Source organism: Tateyamaria rhodophyticola, from assembly GCF_047777875.1.
Classification (GTDB): Bacteria; Pseudomonadota; Alphaproteobacteria; order Rhodobacterales; family Rhodobacteraceae; genus Tateyamaria.
This window is the reverse complement of sequence record NZ_CP180519.1, coordinates 316727-334564: the sequence shown is the minus strand read 5'-3', so window position 1 is coordinate 334564 and position 17838 is coordinate 316727. Positions and strand designations below refer to the sequence as shown.

The 17838-nt window shown below is 63.6% G+C and carries 17 protein-coding genes and 1 tRNA gene; 10 read left to right on the top strand and 8 right to left on the bottom strand.

What is annotated here, in order from left to right:
* The first annotated feature begins 4 nt into the window (after nt 1–4).
* Genes ACERHN_RS02965 through ACERHN_RS02940 form a run of 6 tightly spaced genes read left to right on the top strand, consistent with a single transcriptional unit; the run spans nt 5 to nt 5286 of the window.
* Nucleotides 5–1339, top strand: a complete 1335-nt coding sequence (locus ACERHN_RS02965) for an extracellular solute-binding protein (RefSeq protein ID WP_415921157.1) — start codon at nt 5–7, stop codon at nt 1337–1339.
* 59 nt (nt 1340–1398) lie between these two features.
* Nucleotides 1399–2310, top strand: a complete 912-nt coding sequence (locus ACERHN_RS02960) for a carbohydrate ABC transporter permease (protein ID WP_415921156.1) — start codon at nt 1399–1401, stop codon at nt 2308–2310.
* Nucleotides 2310–3239, top strand: coding sequence for a carbohydrate ABC transporter permease (locus ACERHN_RS02955; protein WP_415921155.1), 930 nt, complete (start codon nt 2310–2312; stop codon nt 3237–3239). The genes ACERHN_RS02960 and ACERHN_RS02955 overlap by 1 nt, the downstream gene beginning before the upstream one ends.
* Entirely contained in the window at nt 3239–3937 is a 699-nt protein-coding gene (locus ACERHN_RS02950) for a cytochrome b561 domain-containing protein (protein ID WP_415921154.1), read from the top strand. The genes ACERHN_RS02955 and ACERHN_RS02950 overlap by 1 nt, the downstream gene beginning before the upstream one ends.
* Before the next feature lie 12 nt (nt 3938–3949).
* Nucleotides 3950–4873: an SMP-30/gluconolactonase/LRE family protein gene (locus tag ACERHN_RS02945; protein ID WP_415921153.1), complete on the top strand. Its 924-nt coding sequence runs from the start codon at nt 3950–3952 to the stop codon at nt 4871–4873.
* Entirely contained in the window at nt 4870–5286 is a 417-nt protein-coding gene (locus ACERHN_RS02940; RefSeq protein WP_415921152.1) for a GlcG/HbpS family heme-binding protein, read from the top strand. Before ACERHN_RS02945 ends, ACERHN_RS02940 begins: the two co-directional genes overlap by 4 nt.
* 106 nt (nt 5287–5392) lie before the next feature.
* On the opposite strand, the gene ACERHN_RS02935 is transcribed toward ACERHN_RS02940, so the two are convergent.
* From ACERHN_RS02935 to ACERHN_RS02915, 5 genes are all read right to left on the bottom strand, one after another.
* Entirely contained in the window at nt 5393–6154 is a 762-nt protein-coding gene (locus ACERHN_RS02935; protein ID WP_415921151.1) for a hydroxypyruvate isomerase family protein, read from the bottom strand.
* Nucleotides 6151–6798, bottom strand: a complete 648-nt coding sequence (locus ACERHN_RS02930; RefSeq protein ID WP_415921150.1) for an aldolase — start codon at nt 6796–6798, stop codon at nt 6151–6153. Before ACERHN_RS02930 ends, ACERHN_RS02935 begins: the two co-directional genes overlap by 4 nt.
* Nucleotides 6795–8033, bottom strand: coding sequence for a 3-oxo-tetronate kinase (gene otnK, locus ACERHN_RS02925; protein ID WP_415922794.1), 1239 nt, complete (start codon nt 8031–8033; stop codon nt 6795–6797). The genes ACERHN_RS02930 and otnK overlap by 4 nt, the downstream gene beginning before the upstream one ends.
* Entirely contained in the window at nt 8033–8935 is a 903-nt protein-coding gene (ltnD, locus tag ACERHN_RS02920) for an L-threonate dehydrogenase (protein ID WP_415921149.1), read from the bottom strand. The genes otnK and ltnD overlap by 1 nt, the downstream gene beginning before the upstream one ends.
* A gap of 93 nt (nt 8936–9028) precedes the next feature.
* Nucleotides 9029–10153 (bottom strand): Gfo/Idh/MocA family protein, encoded by a 1125-nt coding sequence (locus ACERHN_RS02915; RefSeq protein WP_415921148.1) that lies wholly within the window; start codon nt 10151–10153, stop codon nt 9029–9031.
* A 111-nt stretch (nt 10154–10264) separates the two neighbouring features.
* On the opposite strand from ACERHN_RS02915, the gene ACERHN_RS02910 reads away from it, so the two are divergent.
* From ACERHN_RS02910 to ACERHN_RS02895, 4 genes are all read left to right on the top strand, one after another.
* Nucleotides 10265–10338, top strand: a tRNA-Gly gene (locus tag ACERHN_RS02910).
* A 91-nt stretch (nt 10339–10429) separates the two neighbouring features.
* A complete protein-coding gene (locus ACERHN_RS02905) occupies nt 10430–12241 on the top strand; it encodes an ABC transporter transmembrane domain-containing protein (RefSeq protein WP_415921147.1) in 1812 nt (603 codons plus the stop codon).
* A 168-nt stretch (nt 12242–12409) separates the two neighbouring features.
* Nucleotides 12410–14308: an acyl-CoA synthetase gene (locus tag ACERHN_RS02900; RefSeq protein WP_415921146.1), complete on the top strand. Its 1899-nt coding sequence runs from the start codon at nt 12410–12412 to the stop codon at nt 14306–14308.
* A 70-nt stretch (nt 14309–14378) separates the two neighbouring features.
* Complete coding sequence (locus ACERHN_RS02895; RefSeq protein ID WP_415921145.1) at nt 14379–14858, top strand: hypothetical protein; 480 nt, start codon at nt 14379–14381, stop codon at nt 14856–14858.
* A 5-nt stretch (nt 14859–14863) separates the two neighbouring features.
* Here ACERHN_RS02895 and ACERHN_RS02890 read toward each other — a convergent pair whose 3' ends face one another.
* The 3 genes from ACERHN_RS02890 to ACERHN_RS02880 form a co-directional block, all read right to left on the bottom strand.
* A complete protein-coding gene (locus ACERHN_RS02890) occupies nt 14864–15136 on the bottom strand; it encodes a hypothetical protein (protein WP_415921144.1) in 273 nt (90 codons plus the stop codon).
* A 101-nt stretch (nt 15137–15237) separates the two neighbouring features.
* A complete protein-coding gene (locus ACERHN_RS02885; RefSeq protein ID WP_415921143.1) occupies nt 15238–16872 on the bottom strand; it encodes an ABC transporter ATP-binding protein in 1635 nt (544 codons plus the stop codon).
* Nucleotides 16873–16942: 70 nt separating this feature from the next.
* Complete coding sequence (locus ACERHN_RS02880) at nt 16943–17761, bottom strand: ABC transporter permease (protein ID WP_415921142.1); 819 nt, start codon at nt 17759–17761, stop codon at nt 16943–16945.
* Nucleotides 17762–17838 lie beyond the last annotated feature (77 nt).

Below are 17838 nucleotides of genomic sequence, written 5' to 3'. Positions count from 1 at the left end.
GACTATGCTTAAGACGATGAATATGGGGGTGGCGGCGACGCTGCTGATGACCGGGGCGGTGTTCGCCGACGGTCATGGGGGACCTTATGCGGAATATGCGGGCACGACGCTGGTCGTGAACTTCCCCGCGCACCCGCATTACAATGCGGCGATGAAAGTGCTGCCGGAATTCACCAAAGAGACCGGTATCGAGGTTGAGGTGGACCAGCTGCCCTATCTCAAGATGCGTGAGCGTCAGACGCTCGAGCTGGCACAGGAAGAAGGCGAATATGACCTGATTTCCTACGTGGTGTTTTCCAAGGCCGACTATGTGTTTGCCGATCAGCTGGAGAACCTTGCCAAGTACTTCATGAACCCGAAACTGGCCGACCCGAATTATGACGCGGGCGATCTGATTGACGGGTATGTGCAGAACATCGGCGTGGCCGGTGGCACCAAAGGCTACCTGCCGGGTCCGACGGGGTCGCTTTTTGGTATTCCGTTTGGCTCCGAGACGTCCGTGCTGGCCTACCGCAAGGACATCTTTGAAAAGCACGGCATTGATGAGCCGCAAAATTACGAGCAACTGCTCGCAGCGGCGTGCAAGATCCCCGAAGTTGAGCCGGGCATGGGCGGCATGGCATCGCGCGCGGCCTCTGGCCACCAGGCAAGCCACGCGTTCCTTCTGCACCTCGCCCCGCTGGGCGGCCGTGTCTTTGACGACCAGTGGAACCCGATCATCAACAACGCCGCTGGCGTCGAAGCCGCCGAAGCCCTGAAAACCATCGTGGATTGTGGTCCCGAAGGCGCGATGAGCTTTGGCCCCTCCGAGGCCGCGAACGCGTTTGCCAATGGCGATGCGGCGATGTTCATGGACTCCATCGCGTTCATGCCGGGCTTTGAAAATCCCGATCGCAGCCAGGTCGTCGGCAAGGTCGGTTACGCCATGCACCCCGAAGGCGTGCGTCGCGGCAGCCAAACCGGTGGTTTCGGCATCGCGATCCCCAAGAACGCCGAAAACAAGGAAGCGGCCTTCCTGCTGATGCAGTGGCTGACGTCGAAGCAGGGTGACCTGATGGTGGCCATGGAAGGCGGTAACCCCTCGCGGTTCTCCACCTATCAGGATGCGGGCCTGAACGAGAAATACCCGTTCTCCTCCACCTTTGGTGAGGCGCTGCAATTCGCTGACCCCGACTGGCGTCCGATCATCCCCGTCTGGGGCAAGATCAACGCGGATATCGGCACGACCATGTCCAAGGTGCTGACCGAAGACCTCGACATTCAGGAAGCGCTGGATGGTGTGGCCGAACGGACCCGCGCCGTGATGGAAGAGGCCGGGTACTACACCTGGCAGAAGTAATCCTCCCTTGAGGGGCGCGCGCGTCTGCCGCGCCCCTCCTTTTTACTCCGGAGAGACCGATGTCCATCGCCCGCGTGAACCGATTGTCGCCCTACATGTTCATGGCGCCCGCCATGATCATCATGGCCATCGCGTTGCTCTATCCCTTGGGCTACATGATCTGGGGGTCGTTCCGCGACTGGAACCCGAGCCAGTCCATTGGCGAGGCCGAGTTTGTCGGGCTCAGGAATTACATCACCCTCTGGAACGATCCGAATTTCCGCGAAAGCATCGGCGTCACGCTGCGCTTTGCCTTCTTTGTCGTGTCGATCGAGATGGTGCTGGGTGTGGGGCTTGCCCTGCTGCTTGACCGCGATATTCGCGGCATGTCGGTGCTGCGCACGATGTTCATCCTGCCGATGATGATCGCGCCCGTGGTCGTCGGTCTGATGTGGCGGTACATGTACCATCCGACCATCGGCACGTTTAACCGCTTTCTCGAAAGCATCGGCCTGCCCAGGGTGGATTGGCTGGGCGACTATGCCCTGACGTCGATCATCATTGCCGATATCTGGCAATGGACACCGTTTATCTTCATCCTGTCTCTGGCCGCGCTGCAATCACTGCCGCGCTCTGCGCTGGAGGCCGCGCGCATTGATGGCGCGACCCCGTGGCAGCAAATCTGGCACATCAAGCTGCCGCTGATGATGCCGGTCCTGATCGTGACGGGTCTGTTGCGCCTGATTGATGCGTTCAAGGTGCTTGAGGTGATCCTCGTGATGACCAATGGGGGCCCCGGCCTCAGCACGGAAATCCTCGCCCTGCGGATCAGCCGCACCGCGACCGAATTCCGCGAACTGGGCGTGGCGGCGGCCATGTCGAATTACCTGCTGATCCTGCTGATGCTGCTGACGGTCGGCATGTTCGCCTTTACCCGGATCCAGGAGGCCCGCGCCGCCCGCGTGCGCGCCGCCGCCGAGGAGGACAGCTGATGCACAACCAACGCGCAAACCCCGCCTTTTTCGCGGTGATCGTCCTTTTGGTGTTCATGTCCGTCGGGCCCGTCCTCCTGATGCTGATGAATTCGTTCAAGCTGGACGTGGACATCATTTCGGGGACGTCCGGCCTGCTGTTCCTGCCGACGATCCAGAACTATGAAACCGCGCTCTGCGATGTGCTGTGGTACGAGCCGGAGCATCTGGATTTCTGCTCGCTCAAGTTCGGCGGGGCCTTCATCAACTCGATCATCATCGCGCTGATCTCCACCGTGCTGACGCTGGTGATCGGGTCCATGGCGGCCTATGCGCTGGTGCGGTTCCGGTTCATGGGGCGGGACACGGTGTCGGTCACCACGCTGATGGTGCGCATGGTGCCGCCCGCGGTGCTGCTGGTGCCGGTGTTCGGCCTCTGGAACAACGAGTTTTGCCTCGACAAGGACGGGCTGGTTGGCGGGGCGATCCGCGACATGGTCGGCGGGCGCGGCGACGTTTGTCTGGCGGGGACGCATTCGGGGATCATCCTGATCTATGTGGCGATGAACCTGCCCTTTGTGATCTGGATCCTGCAAAGCTTTATCGTGCAGGTGCCCCGGTCGCTGGAAGAAGCGGCGCGGGTGGATGGCGCGGGCCCGTTTCAGGTCTTCTTCAAGGTGGTGCTGCCCCTGATCAAGCCGGGGCTTGCGGCGGCGGCGATCTTTACCTTTCGCATCGCATGGAACGAATACCTGCTGGCGTCGGCCCTGTCGGACCGCAACACCAAGACCGTGCCAATCCTGATCGTGAACAACATGTCGGAATTCAACGTCGAATGGGGGGTGATCATGGCCACGGGCATGCTGCTGGCCATTCCGCCGATCATCTTTACCCTGCTTGCCTCGCGCCAGATCATCACCGGCATGACCGCAGGCGCGGTCAAGGGATAATGGACTGGCTGCTGGCCCCCATTGACGCCGCGCGCGCCCACGAGGTGGCATGGGCCGTGTCGTGGCACGGGCGCGCCATGGTGCTCGCCTGGGGGCTGATGGCACCGTTGGCGGTGCTGATCGCGCGGTATTTCAAGGTTATGCCGGGGCAGGACTGGCCGCGCGAGCTGGACAATCTGGCGTGGTGGCGCAGCCACTGGATCGGTCAGAGCGTCGTGGTCGCGCTGACCGTGATCGGCATCGCGCTGGTCTTTGGCGGAGCCGGGGCCCTGAACACCCATGGCCGCCTGGGCTATGCGGTGCTGGTGCTGGCTCTGGCGCAGGTGGGGTTCGGCATCTTTCGCGGCACCAAGGGCGGGCCGTCGGACAAGGCGATGCGCGGCGATCATTACGACATGACGCCGTGGCGGGTCATGTTCGAATGGGTGCACAAGGTCATGGGCTATGCGCTGCTGGTTCTTGCCGTGGTCACGATCCTCTTTGGCATGTGGCACGCCAATGCGCCGGTGTGGATGTGGCTGAGCCTTGCGCTCTGGTGGACGGGCCTTGCGATTGCCGCGATCCTTCTGCAACGTCGCGGCTATGCGATTGATACGTATCAGGCGATCTGGGGGCCAGGTCCGGAGCATCCCGGCAACCGGCGCAAGCCCATCGGCTGGGGCATCCGGCGCCCGTCCGGGCCGCAGCCGGGAGAATAGAGGGAGGCGCGCATGTTCGGCGTGATCGAAGGCACCGGGTTCGAGGTGATCGACCCATCGTTTGAGGCTTGTTTCGTAGGCCATGCCCGGGTGGAGCGGCTGTGGACCGGGGCGCGCTGGTCCGAGGGGCCTGCGTGGTTTGCTGCCGGTCGCTATCTGCTGTGGTCGGACATTCCCAACAACCGGATCATGCGGTGGGATGAAACCGACGGGTCCGTATCGGTGTTTCGCGATCCGTCAAACAACACCAACGGCCACAGCGTGGACCGGCAGGGGCGGCTGGTGTCCTGCGAACATCTGGGCCGCCGGGTGACGCGGACGGAACATGACAGCTCCATCACCGTGATCGCCGACAGTTTCGAGGGCAAGCGGCTGAATTCGCCCAATGACGTGGTTGTGAAATCGGACGGGTCCGTATGGTTCACCGATCCCAGCTACGGCATCCTCATGGATTACGAAGGCGCGCGGGCCGAAAGCGAGATTGGCGCCTGCCATGTCTACCGCGTGACGCCGGATGGTCAGATCAGCATCATGGCCGACGATTACGTCAAACCGAACGGGCTGGCGTTTTCCCCGGATGAAAGCCTGCTCTATATCGCGGACACGGGCGCCACCCATACCGAAGGCGGGCCGAAACATATCCGCCGCCATTCGGTTGCCGCCGATGGCACATTGTCCGGTGGCGCGGTGTTTGCCGAATGCACCGAAGGGCTCTTTGACGGGTTCCGCTGTGACAGTGACGGGCGCATCTGGACCTCTGCCGCCGACGGGGTGCATTGCCTCGACACAGACGGCAAGCTGATCGGCAAGGTGCACATCCCCGAGATGGTGGCCAATGTCTGCTTTGGCGGGCCAAAGCTGAACCGGTTGTTCATCTGCGGGACCACATCGCTTTATTCGATTTACCTGAACGTCAACGGGGTGTCGCCGGTATGACCCATGTGATGCCGACACAGGCGCTGACCCATGCGGGCGTGATGGAAATGCTGCGCGCCGCCGTGGCCAGGGCCGAGGAGATGGGCCAGCCGCAATGCATCGTGATCGTGGATGCCAGTGGCGAGGTGCTGGGCGAAATCCGCATGACGGGCGCCAAGTACCTGAGCCGCCTGAGCGCGCGCACCAAGGCGCGCACCGCAGCCTCCATCGGCGCGCCCAGCTCTGCAATCCCCGAGGCCGTGCGCCCCGCCATTGCCGCGGCCACGCAGGACGCGGTGACAGGTCTGGGTGGCGGCTTGCCCATCCGGGTGGGCGGCACGCTGGTCGGTGGCATCGGCGTGGGATCGGGCACAGCCGAGCAGGATGTCGAAGTGGGGCAGGCGGCCCTGGCTGCCATCGGCGCAGAGGTCTAGCGCGACATACAAATAACCTGCAACATCATGTATCATGTATCATGTAACCCGTTGAAGTCTTTGATTTCAGGCAGGGTTGCGGGATGCAGGTTTTTGTATTTGTGCTTTAGAACATCTGCATCCACCCGAGCGTTCGCTCGGTGTCGCCGCCGGGTTTGTATTCCGCACCCAGCGGCGCGTCCCAACCAAGGGCGGCAATCTCGATAAACAGCATCTCGTAGTCCAGAGTGCCGCTATCGGGCGCGCCACGGTCGGGCAGGGATGCAAACTGGATATGCCCGATGATCGGGAAGAGCGCGCGCAGCCGCCCGGACACGTACCCTTCGGTAAGCCCGACATGGTAGCAGTCGAACATCAGTTTCAGGTTGTTCGCCCCCACATCCGCAATCACCTGCGCCGCATGGGCGGTGTCGCGCAGCGCATAGCCGGGCGCATCATAGGGGTTCAGCGGCTCGATCAGCATGGTCATGCCATGCGGCGCACCCGCCGCACAGGCATAGCGCAGGTTTTCGGCAAAGGTCGTATCGGCTTGGGAGTGATCGGAATAGCCGGCCATGACGTGGATGTTACGCGTACCAATGGCCTTGGCATAGTCCACCGCCTCGTCAATTGCGGCGCGGGCTTCCGCCTCGCGGTAGGGGATCGCCGACAGTCCGTTGTCCCCTGCGGCCACGTCTCCGCGCCGCGTGTTCAGGCCCAGCATCTCAAGGCCGGTCGCGTCAAGCGCGGCTTTGACGTCGGCGGCGGGCGTGTCGTAGGGCCAATGGCATTCCACGGCGTCAAAGCCTGCGGCGTGGGCAGCGTGGATGGCGTCGGGCAGGGGGCGGTCCGCCCAGAGAAACCCGAGATTTGCGGAAAAGCGCGTCATGTGTCCCACTCCACGTTAAAACTTGTCACGACCTGCTGGACTTGCGCGGGGCTCAGGCCTCTGGCCTCGACGCCGCGCATCATCATGGCCAGCCGTGCGGTGTCTTCCAGCTCTTCTATGGCGTTGCAGGCGGCCTCGACATCCTTGCCCGCGACGACGGGCCCGTGATTGGCCAGCATCACCGCGCTGCGCTTGCCTGCGAGGCTGCGCACGGCCTCACCCATCGCCGGATCACCGGGCAGAAAGAAGGGCAACAGCTTGACCCGGCCCAGCTTCATGATCCCGTAGGGCGTGAGCGGGGGCAGGAAATCGTCTTCGTTCGCTTCCGGCATCATCGACCACGCGACGGAGTGGCAACTGTGCAGGTGCACCACCGCGCCCGCCGTGCTGCGCGTGTCGTAAAACGCGCTGTGGAGCGGCATTTCCTTGGTCGGCTTGTCGCCTTCGACATGCGCGCCAGCACTGTCAAAACGGGCCAAACGCGCAGGGTCCAGACGGCCAAAACTGGTGCCGGTGGGCGACACCAGAAGGCCACCATCCGCCGTGCGGGCCGAAATGTTGCCAGTGCTGCCATGGGTCAGGCCACGCTCAAAGAGCGAGCGGGCCAGCAGGCAAATCTGCTCTCGAAGGGCGGCGTCGCTCATGATGTGCCCGCAAGGCGCTGCGCGGCCTTGTCAAAAAAGTCTTCGGTGCCGAAATTGCCCGATTTGAGCGCTACGACCAGGTCCGGGTTTGCGCGCAGGGCAGGCACGCCGGGATCGATCTCGGGCCCGATGGTCAGGCTGCCAAGGTCCAGCGCCTCGACCACCGCGCCCGAGGTTTCGCCGCCCGCGGTGATGATACGCATCACACCAGCCGCAACCAGCAGGCGCGCCACATCGGCAAAGAAGTGTTCGAGCGCGTGGGAGGCCACGTCGCGGCCAAACCTCTGTTGCACCGCGGCGACGGCATCGGGGTCGGCGGAGCTGTAGACCAGCGGCAGGCCCTCCGTCTCGACCAACCAATCGGTGATCTCCTGCGGCGTGAGCCGCCCTTCGATCACGGCGGCGGCGTCGAGTTCACGCGCAGGGTGACGTGCGGCGTGGTAGGCGACCTGACCGCGCGTGGCGATGGAACAGGAGCCCGACAGCACAACCGCCTTGCCCGCCTGACCATCCCACGGCACCGCCTGCGCGGTACAGCCGAAATTCGCAGGCAGCCCAAGGGCGACACCCGATCCGCCCGTGATCAGCGGCAGGTCCCGCGCCGCTTTGCCAATATCCATCAGGTCCGCATCGCGGATCGCATCGACCACCACGTGGCGGTGGCCGGCCGCATGCGCCGCGTCCAGACCGGCGCGGATGGCATCGGGTCCGGCGAACACGGCATCTGCCGCAACATGCCCTACGGAATGGTGCGTCTGCGGCGCCAGCCACCGGCGGATATCGCTGTCTGTCATGGGCGTGAGGGGATGGTTTTCCATCCCCGATTGGCTCAGCAGCGTGTCCTTGACGAACAAGTGCCCCTGATAGATCGACCGCCCTGTGCCCGGAAACGCGGGGCAGACAATGACCTTATGCGCGTCCAGCGCGTCGGCCAGCGCATCCGCGACGGGGCCGATATTGCCCTCGGGCGTGGAATCAAAGGTCGAGCAGTATTTGAAGAAGATTTGCGTGCAGCCCTGCGCCCGCAACCAGTCGAGGGCCGCCAGCGACTGCGCCACGGCATCGGCCACCGGGATCGACCGCGATTTCAGGGACACCACCCCGGCCTGCACATCCGCATCGGCGGGGCCGGTCGGGATGCCAGTATATTGCACCGTCCGCATGCCCTGTTTCGCGAGCGTGTTGGCCAGATCGCTCGACCCGGTGAAATCATCGCCGATACATCCCAACAGCATCATGCGTCTCCCGGAAGTGTAAGACCCGCGTTGCGGGCATAGACCTTGGCCACCGCGGCGTCGTCTTCGTGGCCCAGACCCATGCCTTGCGCCGCGAGGTATTGTTGCAGGGCCGTGGCCGTGATCGGCGCGCTGAACTGTGCGCTGCGCGCGATGTCCATCACGATGCCGAGGTCCTTGGGCCAGATATTGACCTGACTGTGCGGCGTGTAATCCCCGCCCACGATATGCGGCGCGCGGTTCTCCAGCATCCAGCTGGAGCCCGCGCATTTGCTGATCACCTCGACAAAGGTGGCGGGGTCGACGCCTTGGGTCATGCCAAAGGTCAACGCCTCGGCCATGGTGGCGATGTGCACCCCTGCGAGCAATTGGTTCACCGCTTTCATCGCGGAGCCCGCCCCAGCGGCATCGCCCAGCGTGAACACGGTCTCGGACGTGGCATCGAGCACGGGTTGCGCCGCGGCAAACGCATCCGGCGTGCCGGAGGCCATGATCGACAGCTTGCCTTGCGCGGCCTTCACCGATCCGCCGGAAATGGGCGCATCAAGGTAGTGGACGCCGTGGGCGGCGCAGCGGGCCTCCATCTCGCGGGCAAAGTCGGGCGGCACCGTGGCGCAGGCCATGACAACGCTGCCTGCGCGCATCTGCGGCACGATCCCATCCGTGCCGAACAGCACGTCTTCGGTCTGTGCGGCGTTCAGCACGACAATGATGGCCGCATCCACGCGGTCCGCAATCTCGCGCAGCGCGCCGTCCGCCCCACCTGCAACCCGGAACCGGTCAACCTGTGCCGCGGCCACGTCGAACCCGTGGGTGACATGACCTGCCGCGAGGCAGGACATCGCAATTCCGTACCCCATTGATCCAAGTCCGATAACGGCGGTTCTGGTGGGATCGGACATGGCTAAGCCTCTGGATTTAGGGATTTTTGATATCTGATAGCGATAACGGGCGGGCCGCTTTCTGTCAAATCCGGGGGCCGGGCAGAGCCCTTGTCACTTCAGCATCGCGCGGGCCGCGGCCGCATCCATTGGGGCGGGGCGGTCGCAGGTGGTGGCAAGGTCGATCACGGTCCCTGTTTCGCCCGCGCGCAGAACCGATGTCATGACATCAACAGCGTGCACAGCGAGGTCGAGCCCACAGCGGTGCGGACGGTCTTCGGCCATGGCAATGGCCATATCGACCAGCCCCGCCATGCGGTAATTGGCCATAGGTGTGCCGCCCATATCGTCATTGGGCACGGAAAACGGGTGGTCCGCCTGATCCAGCGCCTGCGGCGTGCCGGTCCGGTCGGTGACCTCGACCGTGCCGGAGAACCAGTTCGGATCGGGCAGGTACATCGTCCCCTCCAGCCCATAAAGCTCCATATGCGAATGGCGGTGCGCCCACACATCCCACGACGTGGACAGCGTGATGCTGGCACCCGACGCAAAGTCGAGAAGCGCATGCAGGGTGGTGGGTGTCTTGACGGGGATCTCTTCGCCCTTGCGGGCGGCAGAGCCGATCGTGCGTGTGCTCTGTCCCATGGACGTGAGCGCCGACACCCGGCGCACCGGTCCCAGCAGTTGGATCAGGTTGGTCACGTAGTAGGGCCCGAGGTCCAGCATCGGCCCCGCGCCGGGCAGAAAGAAGAAATCGGGGTTGGGATGCCAATCCTCCATCCCGTGCGACATGACATGGGCCGTGCCGGTGACGACCTTGCCGATCCGGCCCGCATCAAGGGCGGCGCGCGCAGCCTGATGGGCACCGCCAAGGAACGTGTCCGGGGCCGAACCGATGCGCAAACCGTTCGTCGCCGCAAGGCCACGCAGCGCTTCGGCCTCTTCTAGCGTCAGCACCAGTGGCTTTTCGGTATAGACGTGTTTGCCAGCTTCGAGGATCTGGCGGCTGACGTCGTAATGTGCAGCGGGAATGGTGAGGTTGACGACAATGTCGATATCCCCGGCGGCCAGAAGGTCCTCGACCGTGCAGGCGCGCACACCGAATTCAGCCGCGCGAGCCTCCGCCGCCTCAAGGTTCAGGTCCGCCACGGCGCGCATCTCGATCCCCTTGAAAAGCGGAGCGAGGCGCAGATACGCGGCAGAGATGTTGCCGCACCCAATGATCCCGATGCCGTGCATGTGCGTTCCTTTCGATGCGTTGACCCTGTTCCGTCCTAACGCGGTTGCGCGCACTGTAAAGGGGGTCTTGGCTTGACCCCCTGTGACGGCTGTCATACACCGTCCCGGCACGCGGGCGTTGTGTAGTGGTAAGACCTTAGCCTTCCAAGCTAATGACGCGGGTTCGATTCCCGCCGCCCGCTCCAATCCCCTGACATCGGTGCTGTGTGTCGTGGCTTGACCCGGCGCGTCCGCTCAGGGCAAGTGCGTGCGAACGACAGTGATGCCGGAGTGCGCATGGCCGACCAGACACAAGCCGCCCCACCGCCAAATGCGGGCGACGCCGAACGGGAAAAGTCGAAGAAAATCGGCTCTTTACGGGCGCTCTGGCCGTTTCTGATGCCGTACAAGATGTTGATGGCCGCAGCGCTTGCGGCGCTGATCGGGACGGCGATCATATCGCTGACACTGCCGCTGGCCGTGCGCCGGGTGGTCGACAATTTCGAAGTGGCCGAAATTGCCGTGCTGGACCAGTATTTCCTGGCCGCGGTCGGGATTGCCGCATTGCTCGCCCTGGGCACGGGGCTGCGCTATGCGCTGGTGACGCGACTGGGGGAGCGGGTTGTGGCGGACATCCGCAAGGCCGTGTTCGATCGCGTGATCGGCCTGTCGCCGGGGTTTTATGAAAACGTATTGACCGGTGAGGTGCTCAGCCGGATCACCACGGATACGACGCTGATCCTGAGTGTCGTGGGGTCGTCCGTGTCGATTGCGCTGCGCAATGTGCTGATCTTTACCGGCGGGCTGATCCTGATGCTGCTGACCTCGGCCAAGCTGACGGGGCTGGTCTTGCTGATTGTGCCTGCGGTCGTGGTTCCGATCCTCGTGCTGGGGCGCAAGCTGCGCGGGCTCAGCCGTGAAAACCAGGACTGGATCGCCGCATCCTCGGGCCGCGCCTCCGAACAGTTGAGCGCCGTGCAGACGGTGCAGGCGTTTACCCACGAGATGGCGAGCCGGGCGATGTTTTCGGACGTGACTGAGGCCAGCTATGGCTCGGCCAAGCGTCGGATCACGACGCGGGCGGCGATGACGGTGATCGTGATTTTCCTCGTGTTTGCGGGCATTGTCGGCGTGCTCTGGATCGGGGCCAATGACGTGCGCAACGGTGTGCTGACGGTGGGCACGCTGATCCAGTTCGTGATCTATGCCATCATGGTGGCGGGTGGGGTTGCGGCCCTGTCCGAGATCATCGGTGAGCTGCAGCGCGCCGCCGGGGCAACCGAACGGCTGGTCGAGCTGCTGCATGCGCAGGATGCGGTGCAGGACATCGCCAACCCCGCCGCGTTGCCGGATCAGGTAAGCGGTGCGATTGCGTTCGAGGACGTTGTGTTCAGCTATCCGTCGCGCCTGGATCAACCGGCGCTGGACGGCGTGACACTGGACATTGCGGCGGGCGAAACGGTTGCCTTTGTCGGGCCTTCCGGGGCAGGCAAAACGACGATCCTGCAACTGCTCTTGCGGTTCTATGATCCGCAGGCGGGGCGCATCACGCTCGATGGTGTGGACGTTGCGCAGATGGCGCGCGAGACCTTCCGCCAGCATATCGCACTGGTGCCGCAGGATCCGGTGATCTTTGCGGCCTCGGCGGCGGAAAACATCGCTTTTGGTCGGCCCGGTGCGTCACAGGCCGAGATCGAGGCCGCCGCCCGCGCCGCCGCCGCGCATGATTTCATTGTCAAGCTGCCGCAAGGCTATGACAGCCCGCTGGGCGAGCGGGGCGTGATGCTGTCCGGTGGTCAGAAACAGCGCATCGCCATTGCGCGCGCCATCCTGCGCGACGCGCCGGTCCTGCTGCTCGATGAGGCGACAAGCGCGCTGGATGCCGAAAGCGAACGGGCGGTGCAGGAGGCGGTGGATGCGATGGCGCGCGACCGCACGACACTGATCGTGGCGCACCGTCTGGCGACCGTGAAAAAGGCGGACCGCATCATCGTGCTGGATCAGGGCCGGATCGTGGCGCAGGGCCCCCATGACAAGCTGGTGGCCGAAGGTGGGCTTTATGCGCGGCTGGCGCGGCTGCAATTCACCGACGGTATGGCGGCAGAGTGACCCGGCACCGGTCGTGACCCGAGGTCACATGGTTTGACGCCGCGTCGTGATACCTGCGTGAACAGGGCAATGCTTGAATACATCTGCATTAAACCGCATCCTCTGATGGAGGAATGATCGTGGCCGGCACATCGAAACACACCCGGGCGCGTTGCAGGGAGGATCATCATGACTTTTGCCGGAATAGCGGATCGCGACGCCATCCAGAACGAGATGCCGTGGGAAGAGCGGAATGTGCCCAAGACGCTCTATGGCATGATCTCGGACACGGCGGGCAAGTTCCCGCAGCACAACGCGATCAGCTACCAGATCTTTTCTGACCCAAAGTCAAAGGCGGAAACGCTGACCTGGACCCAGCTCAAGGACCGCACGACGCAGGCCGCGAACCTCTTTCGCAACCTCGGGATCGGCGCGGATGACGTGGTGGCCTATATCCTGCCCAACGCCACCGAAACGGTGCTGACCCTGCTGGGCGGTGCAGTGGCCGGGATCGTCGCCCCGATCAACCCCCTGCTGGAAGAGGAACAGATCGCGTCGATCCTGCGCGAGACGGGCGCCAAGGCCGTCGTGACCCTGCGCGCCTTTCCCAAGACGGACGTGGCGCAGAAAACGGCCAAGGCCGTGGCGCTCGCCCCCAACGTCAAGACCGTGCTGGAGATTGACCTTTTGGGTCATGTGTCGGGCCTCAAATCCTTTATCATCCCCCTGATCCGGCCCAAGTTGGAAAAAGCGCCCGGGGTGACGTATCTGAACTTCAACGCCGAATGCGCCAAACACCCCACGACGCTGCAATTCGAGGACGTGCAGGAGGACCGGGTGGCGTGCTATTTCCACACCGGGGGCACCACGGGCATGCCGAAGGTCGCGCAGCACAAGTATTCCGGCATGATCTACAACGGCTGGACGTCGTCTACGCTGCTTTACACCGAGCAGGACGTAATCATCTGTCCGCTGCCGCTGTTCCACGTGTTTGCCTGCCACCCGATCCTGATGGGGGCGCTGGCGTCCGGTGCGCATGTGGTGTTCCCGACGCCGCAGGGCTATCGCGGCGAAGGGGTCATGGACAACTTCTGGAAGCTGGTCGAGCGGTGGAAGGTGACGTTCATCATCACCGTGCCCACAGCGATTTCCGCCAAGATGCAGCGCGCGATTGATGCGGATGTGAGCACGGTCAAAACCGCCTTTTCCGGCTCCGCGCCCTTGCCGCAAGAGCTGTTCAAGCGGTTCGAAAAGGCCACTGGCGTGACGCTGGTCGAAGGCTACGGCATGACGGAGGCCACCTGCCTTGTCAGCTGCAACCCGACGGACGGCGAAAAGAAGATTGGCTCGGTTGGCATCGGGTTTCCCTACACGGATATCAAGATCATCAAGGGCACGGCCGATGGCCCGATTGATGCGGATGTGGACGAAGTGGGTGAGATTTGCGTGAGCAATCCGGGCGTATGGGCGGGCAACACCTATACCGAGGCGGACAAGAACGTGGACCTCTATTACCACGACAAATACCTGCGCACGGGCGATCTGGGCCGGTTTGACGCGGACGGGTATCTGTGGATCACCGGCCGGGCCAAGGATCTGATCATTCGCGGTGGCCACAACATCGACCCCGCCGAAATCGAAGAGGCGCTGCTGGGCCACGAGGCTGTGGCCTTTGCCGGGGCCATTGGTCAACCGGACAAGCACGCGGGCGAAGTGCCCTGTGCCTATGTCGAACTGGTGGACGGGGCGTCCGTGACACCGGATGAGTTGATGGCCCATTGCGATGAACATGTGCATGAACGCGCAGCACAGCCCAAGCACATGACGATCATGGACGAACTGCCCAAGACGGCCGTGGGCAAGGTGTTCAAGCCGGATCTGCGCAAGGAAGCGATCACACGCATATACAACGCGGCGCTGGCCAAGGCCGAACTGCCCGCGCAGGTGGTGTCGGTGGTTGATGACAAGAAACGCGGGCTTGTCGCACAAGTGGCCGCAAACGGAGCCTCCGATCAGGCGATCCAGACGGTGCTTGGCGATTTCGTGCGCCCGTGGGAGATGGCGGATGCCGCCATCGCGGCAGAGTAATCTGACGCAGACGTGATCGCCGCGTGTGCAAAATCCGGTAAGGTCCCCGCAAAGATATTTGCGAGGGACCATGCCAAAATCCAAGAAACGCACACGCGCGCCCGCCACGTCGAAAAAGGCTGAACCGACGGCCACGGTGTCGCGGCGTACCGTCCTGAGCGGTGGGGCGGCAGGGGCTGTCCTGCTTGCCGGTGGCGGGTTCTGGGCCGCGTCGTCCTTTCGCACCTATGCCGCCGAACACGACCTGACCCGCGTGGGGCAGGGCGATCCGGCCATCGTGCAGATCCATGATCCGCAATGCCCCACCTGCACCGCGCTTCAGAAACAGACGCGGCGCGCACTGCGTGACTTTGACGATTGCGGGCTGACCTACCTTGTGGCGGATATCAAGACGCCGGACGGCGCCGCCTTTGCCCGCCGGTTCAACGTGCCGCATGTGACCTTGCTGCTCTTTGATGGCGAAGGCACGCTGACCCGCACAATCCAGGGGCTGCAACAGGCGCCGCAGCTGGCGGAGGCCTTTGCCGCGCACAAGGCAGCGCTCGCCTGAGCGGATTACCCGCCGCGCAGGTCTTGCATGGCCGCGCGGATGGCGGACATGTTCAGGCGCGGGTTTTCCGCGCGCAGGCAGTCCACGACTTTGCGCCGTTCGGCGATCGGCATCTGCACGTCCGGGTCTCTTTCTGCGGGCAGGCAGGCGACAAATGCGGCAGGTGTGAGATCCAGCGCGCGGGCCGCTTTGGTGATGGCCGCATCGTCCTGTGCTGCGGCGCAGAGCGGAGTGACGGTCATGGCGATGATGGTCAGGCATTTTGGCGTGGGCGTCATGTCGGGCTCCCCCTGTTGTGTCACGGGGGGTGATACGGACGCCGCCGCCATTTCCGTCGCGGTTCGGCGCGCATATTCGGCACTGTGGCCTGCGTCGGCGGTCAGTTGCCCGCACTCTCCATCTTGCGGTTGGCGATGACATCCTCAAGCCAGCCCAGCTTCATCTCCGGCACGGAGCTGAGCAGCAGGTCGGTGTAGTCATCAAAGGGCGGTGACAGGACTTCGGACTTGGTGCCATAGCGTTGGACGCGGCCCTGATACATCACTGCGATGCTGTCTGCGATCGCCCGCACCGTCGCCAGATCATGGGTGATGAAGAGATATGCGACATCCTCGATCTTTTGCAGATCGAGGAGCAGTTTGAGAATGCCGTCGGCAACCAGCGGGTCGAGGGCGGATGTGACCTCGTCACAGATGATCAGCTTCGGCTTGGCGGCGAGCGCACGGGCGATGCAGACGCGCTGTTTCTGCCCGCCGGACAGCTCTGCCGGATAGCGGTCCTGAAACCCCTCGCCCAGCTCGATCTCGTCCAGCAGTTCCTGAATGCGCTTCTGCTTTTCGGCGCCCTTGAGGCCAAAGTAGAATTCGAGCGGGCGGCCGATGATGGTGCCGACCGTCTGGCGCGGGTTCATGGCTGTGTCTGCCATCTGGTAGATCATCTGCAGCTCGCGCAGATCCTCGCGTGTGCGGCTGGGTTGATCCGGTGTCAGGGTGCGCCCCGCAAAGGTGATCGTGCCGCCGCGCGGCGGCAGCAGGCCGGTGATGACCCGGGCGAGGGTGGATTTGCCTGACCCGGATTCGCCCACCACGGCGAGGGTCTGGCCAGGGCTGATGTCGACGCTGACATCGTGCAATACGTCGAATTGCGTGCCTTTGTAGCGCGCAGTGATGTTTTCGACCCTGAGCACGGGCTCTGTCGGTTGCTTTTCCTCGTGGCTGATGGACCGGACGGAGACCAGCGCTTGCGTGTATTCTTCTTTCGGGGCGTTGATGATCTGATCCGTGGTGCCGTATTCGACCATGTTGCCATGTCGCAGGACCATGATGTGATCGCTGACCTGAGCCACGACTGCGAGGTCGTGGGTGATGTAGAGGGCGGCGACACCAGTGTCGCGGATGGCGTCCTTGATCGCCTTGAGTACGTCGATCTGCGTCGTGACGTCGAGTGCGGTGGTCGGTTCGTCAAACACCACGAGGTCTGGTTCGGGGCACAGCGCCAGCGCGGTCATGCAGCGCTGCAACTGGCCACCGGAGACCTGGTGGGGGTACCGGGCGCCGATCCTTGAAGGATCGGGCAGGCCCAACTTTTCAAAAAGTTGGACTGCGCGGGCTTCGGCCTCTTTCTTGGTGAATTTCCCCTGGCCCACGGCGGCTTCGATCACCTGTTCCATGATCTGCTTGGCCGGGTTGAATGAGGCGGCGGCCGATTGGGACACATAGGTCACCTCGGCCCCGCGTAGCCGGCGCACATCGCGCATGCCGGATTGCAGCACATCGCGGCCGTTCACCTCGACGCTGCCGCCGGTGAGTTTTACGCCGCCGCGTCCGTAGGCCATCGTGGCAAGCCCGATCGTGGATTTGCCTGCGCCGGATTCGCCGATGAGGCCCAGCACCTTGCCCGGTTCCACGTCGAAATCGACGCCGTGCACGATTTCGATGTCATGCGGTTTTTCGCCCGGTGGGTAGACGGTGGCGCCGATTTTGAGGCCGCGGACTTTGAGCAGTGGTTCGGTCATCGTTGCTGATCCCCGGGGGCGCTGCCCCCGGACCCCCGGAGTTTACTTGGCGAGATGAAGAGGGACCCGGTCATCCGCGGCCACCTTTGAGCGATGTGGTGCGGTTGAGGATCCAGTCCGCGACGAGGTTCACGCTGATGGCCAGAGTGGCGATTGCCACGGCGGGGTAGAGGGCGGCGCCGATGCCAAAGTTGATCCCGTCCTTGTTCTCTTTCACGATGCCGCCCCAGTCGGCGAGCGGGGGTTGGACCCCGATGCCAAGGAAGGACAGGGTCGAGATGAAGAGCACCATGAAGATGAAGCGCAGGCCCATTTCGGCGACCAGCGGAGACAGCGCGTTGGGGAGTATTTCGCGGAAGATGATCCAGCCGAGTTTTTCGCCGCGCAGCCGGGCGGCTTCGACATAGTCCATGACGGAGATATCGACGGCCACGGCGCGGGCGAGGCGGTAGACGCGGGTGCTGTCGAGCAGGCCCATGATGACGATGAGGGTGAGGACCGTTGCCTCGATGCTCGACAGGATCACGAGGGCAAGGATGAGCGAGGGGATCGACATGAAGAGGTCGACAAGCCGGCTCATCACCTGGTCGATCCAGCCGCCGTTCACGGCCGCGATAAAGCCCAGCACCGAGCCTGTGGTGAAGCTGAGGATGGTGGCCGCGGTGGCGATGAAGATCGTGGTCTGGCCGCCGAAGATCATGCGCGTCAGCAGGTCGCGCCCGATCTGGTCTGTGCCGAGCCAATGTGCGGCTGAGCTGGGTTCCCAAACGTCGCCTACTGTTTCGGCCATGCCGTATGGGGCAATGACCGGCGCGAAGAGGGCCGCGAGGAAATAGGTGCCGGTGATGATGAGGCCGAGGGCAGCAGAGAGGGGGATGTTTTTTAGCATTTTGTGTTTCCCAGGATGGCAACTGGGTGTGTCGTGCCCAGAATGACTGCCGGGTGCCTCCCCGCGCATGCTGGCGC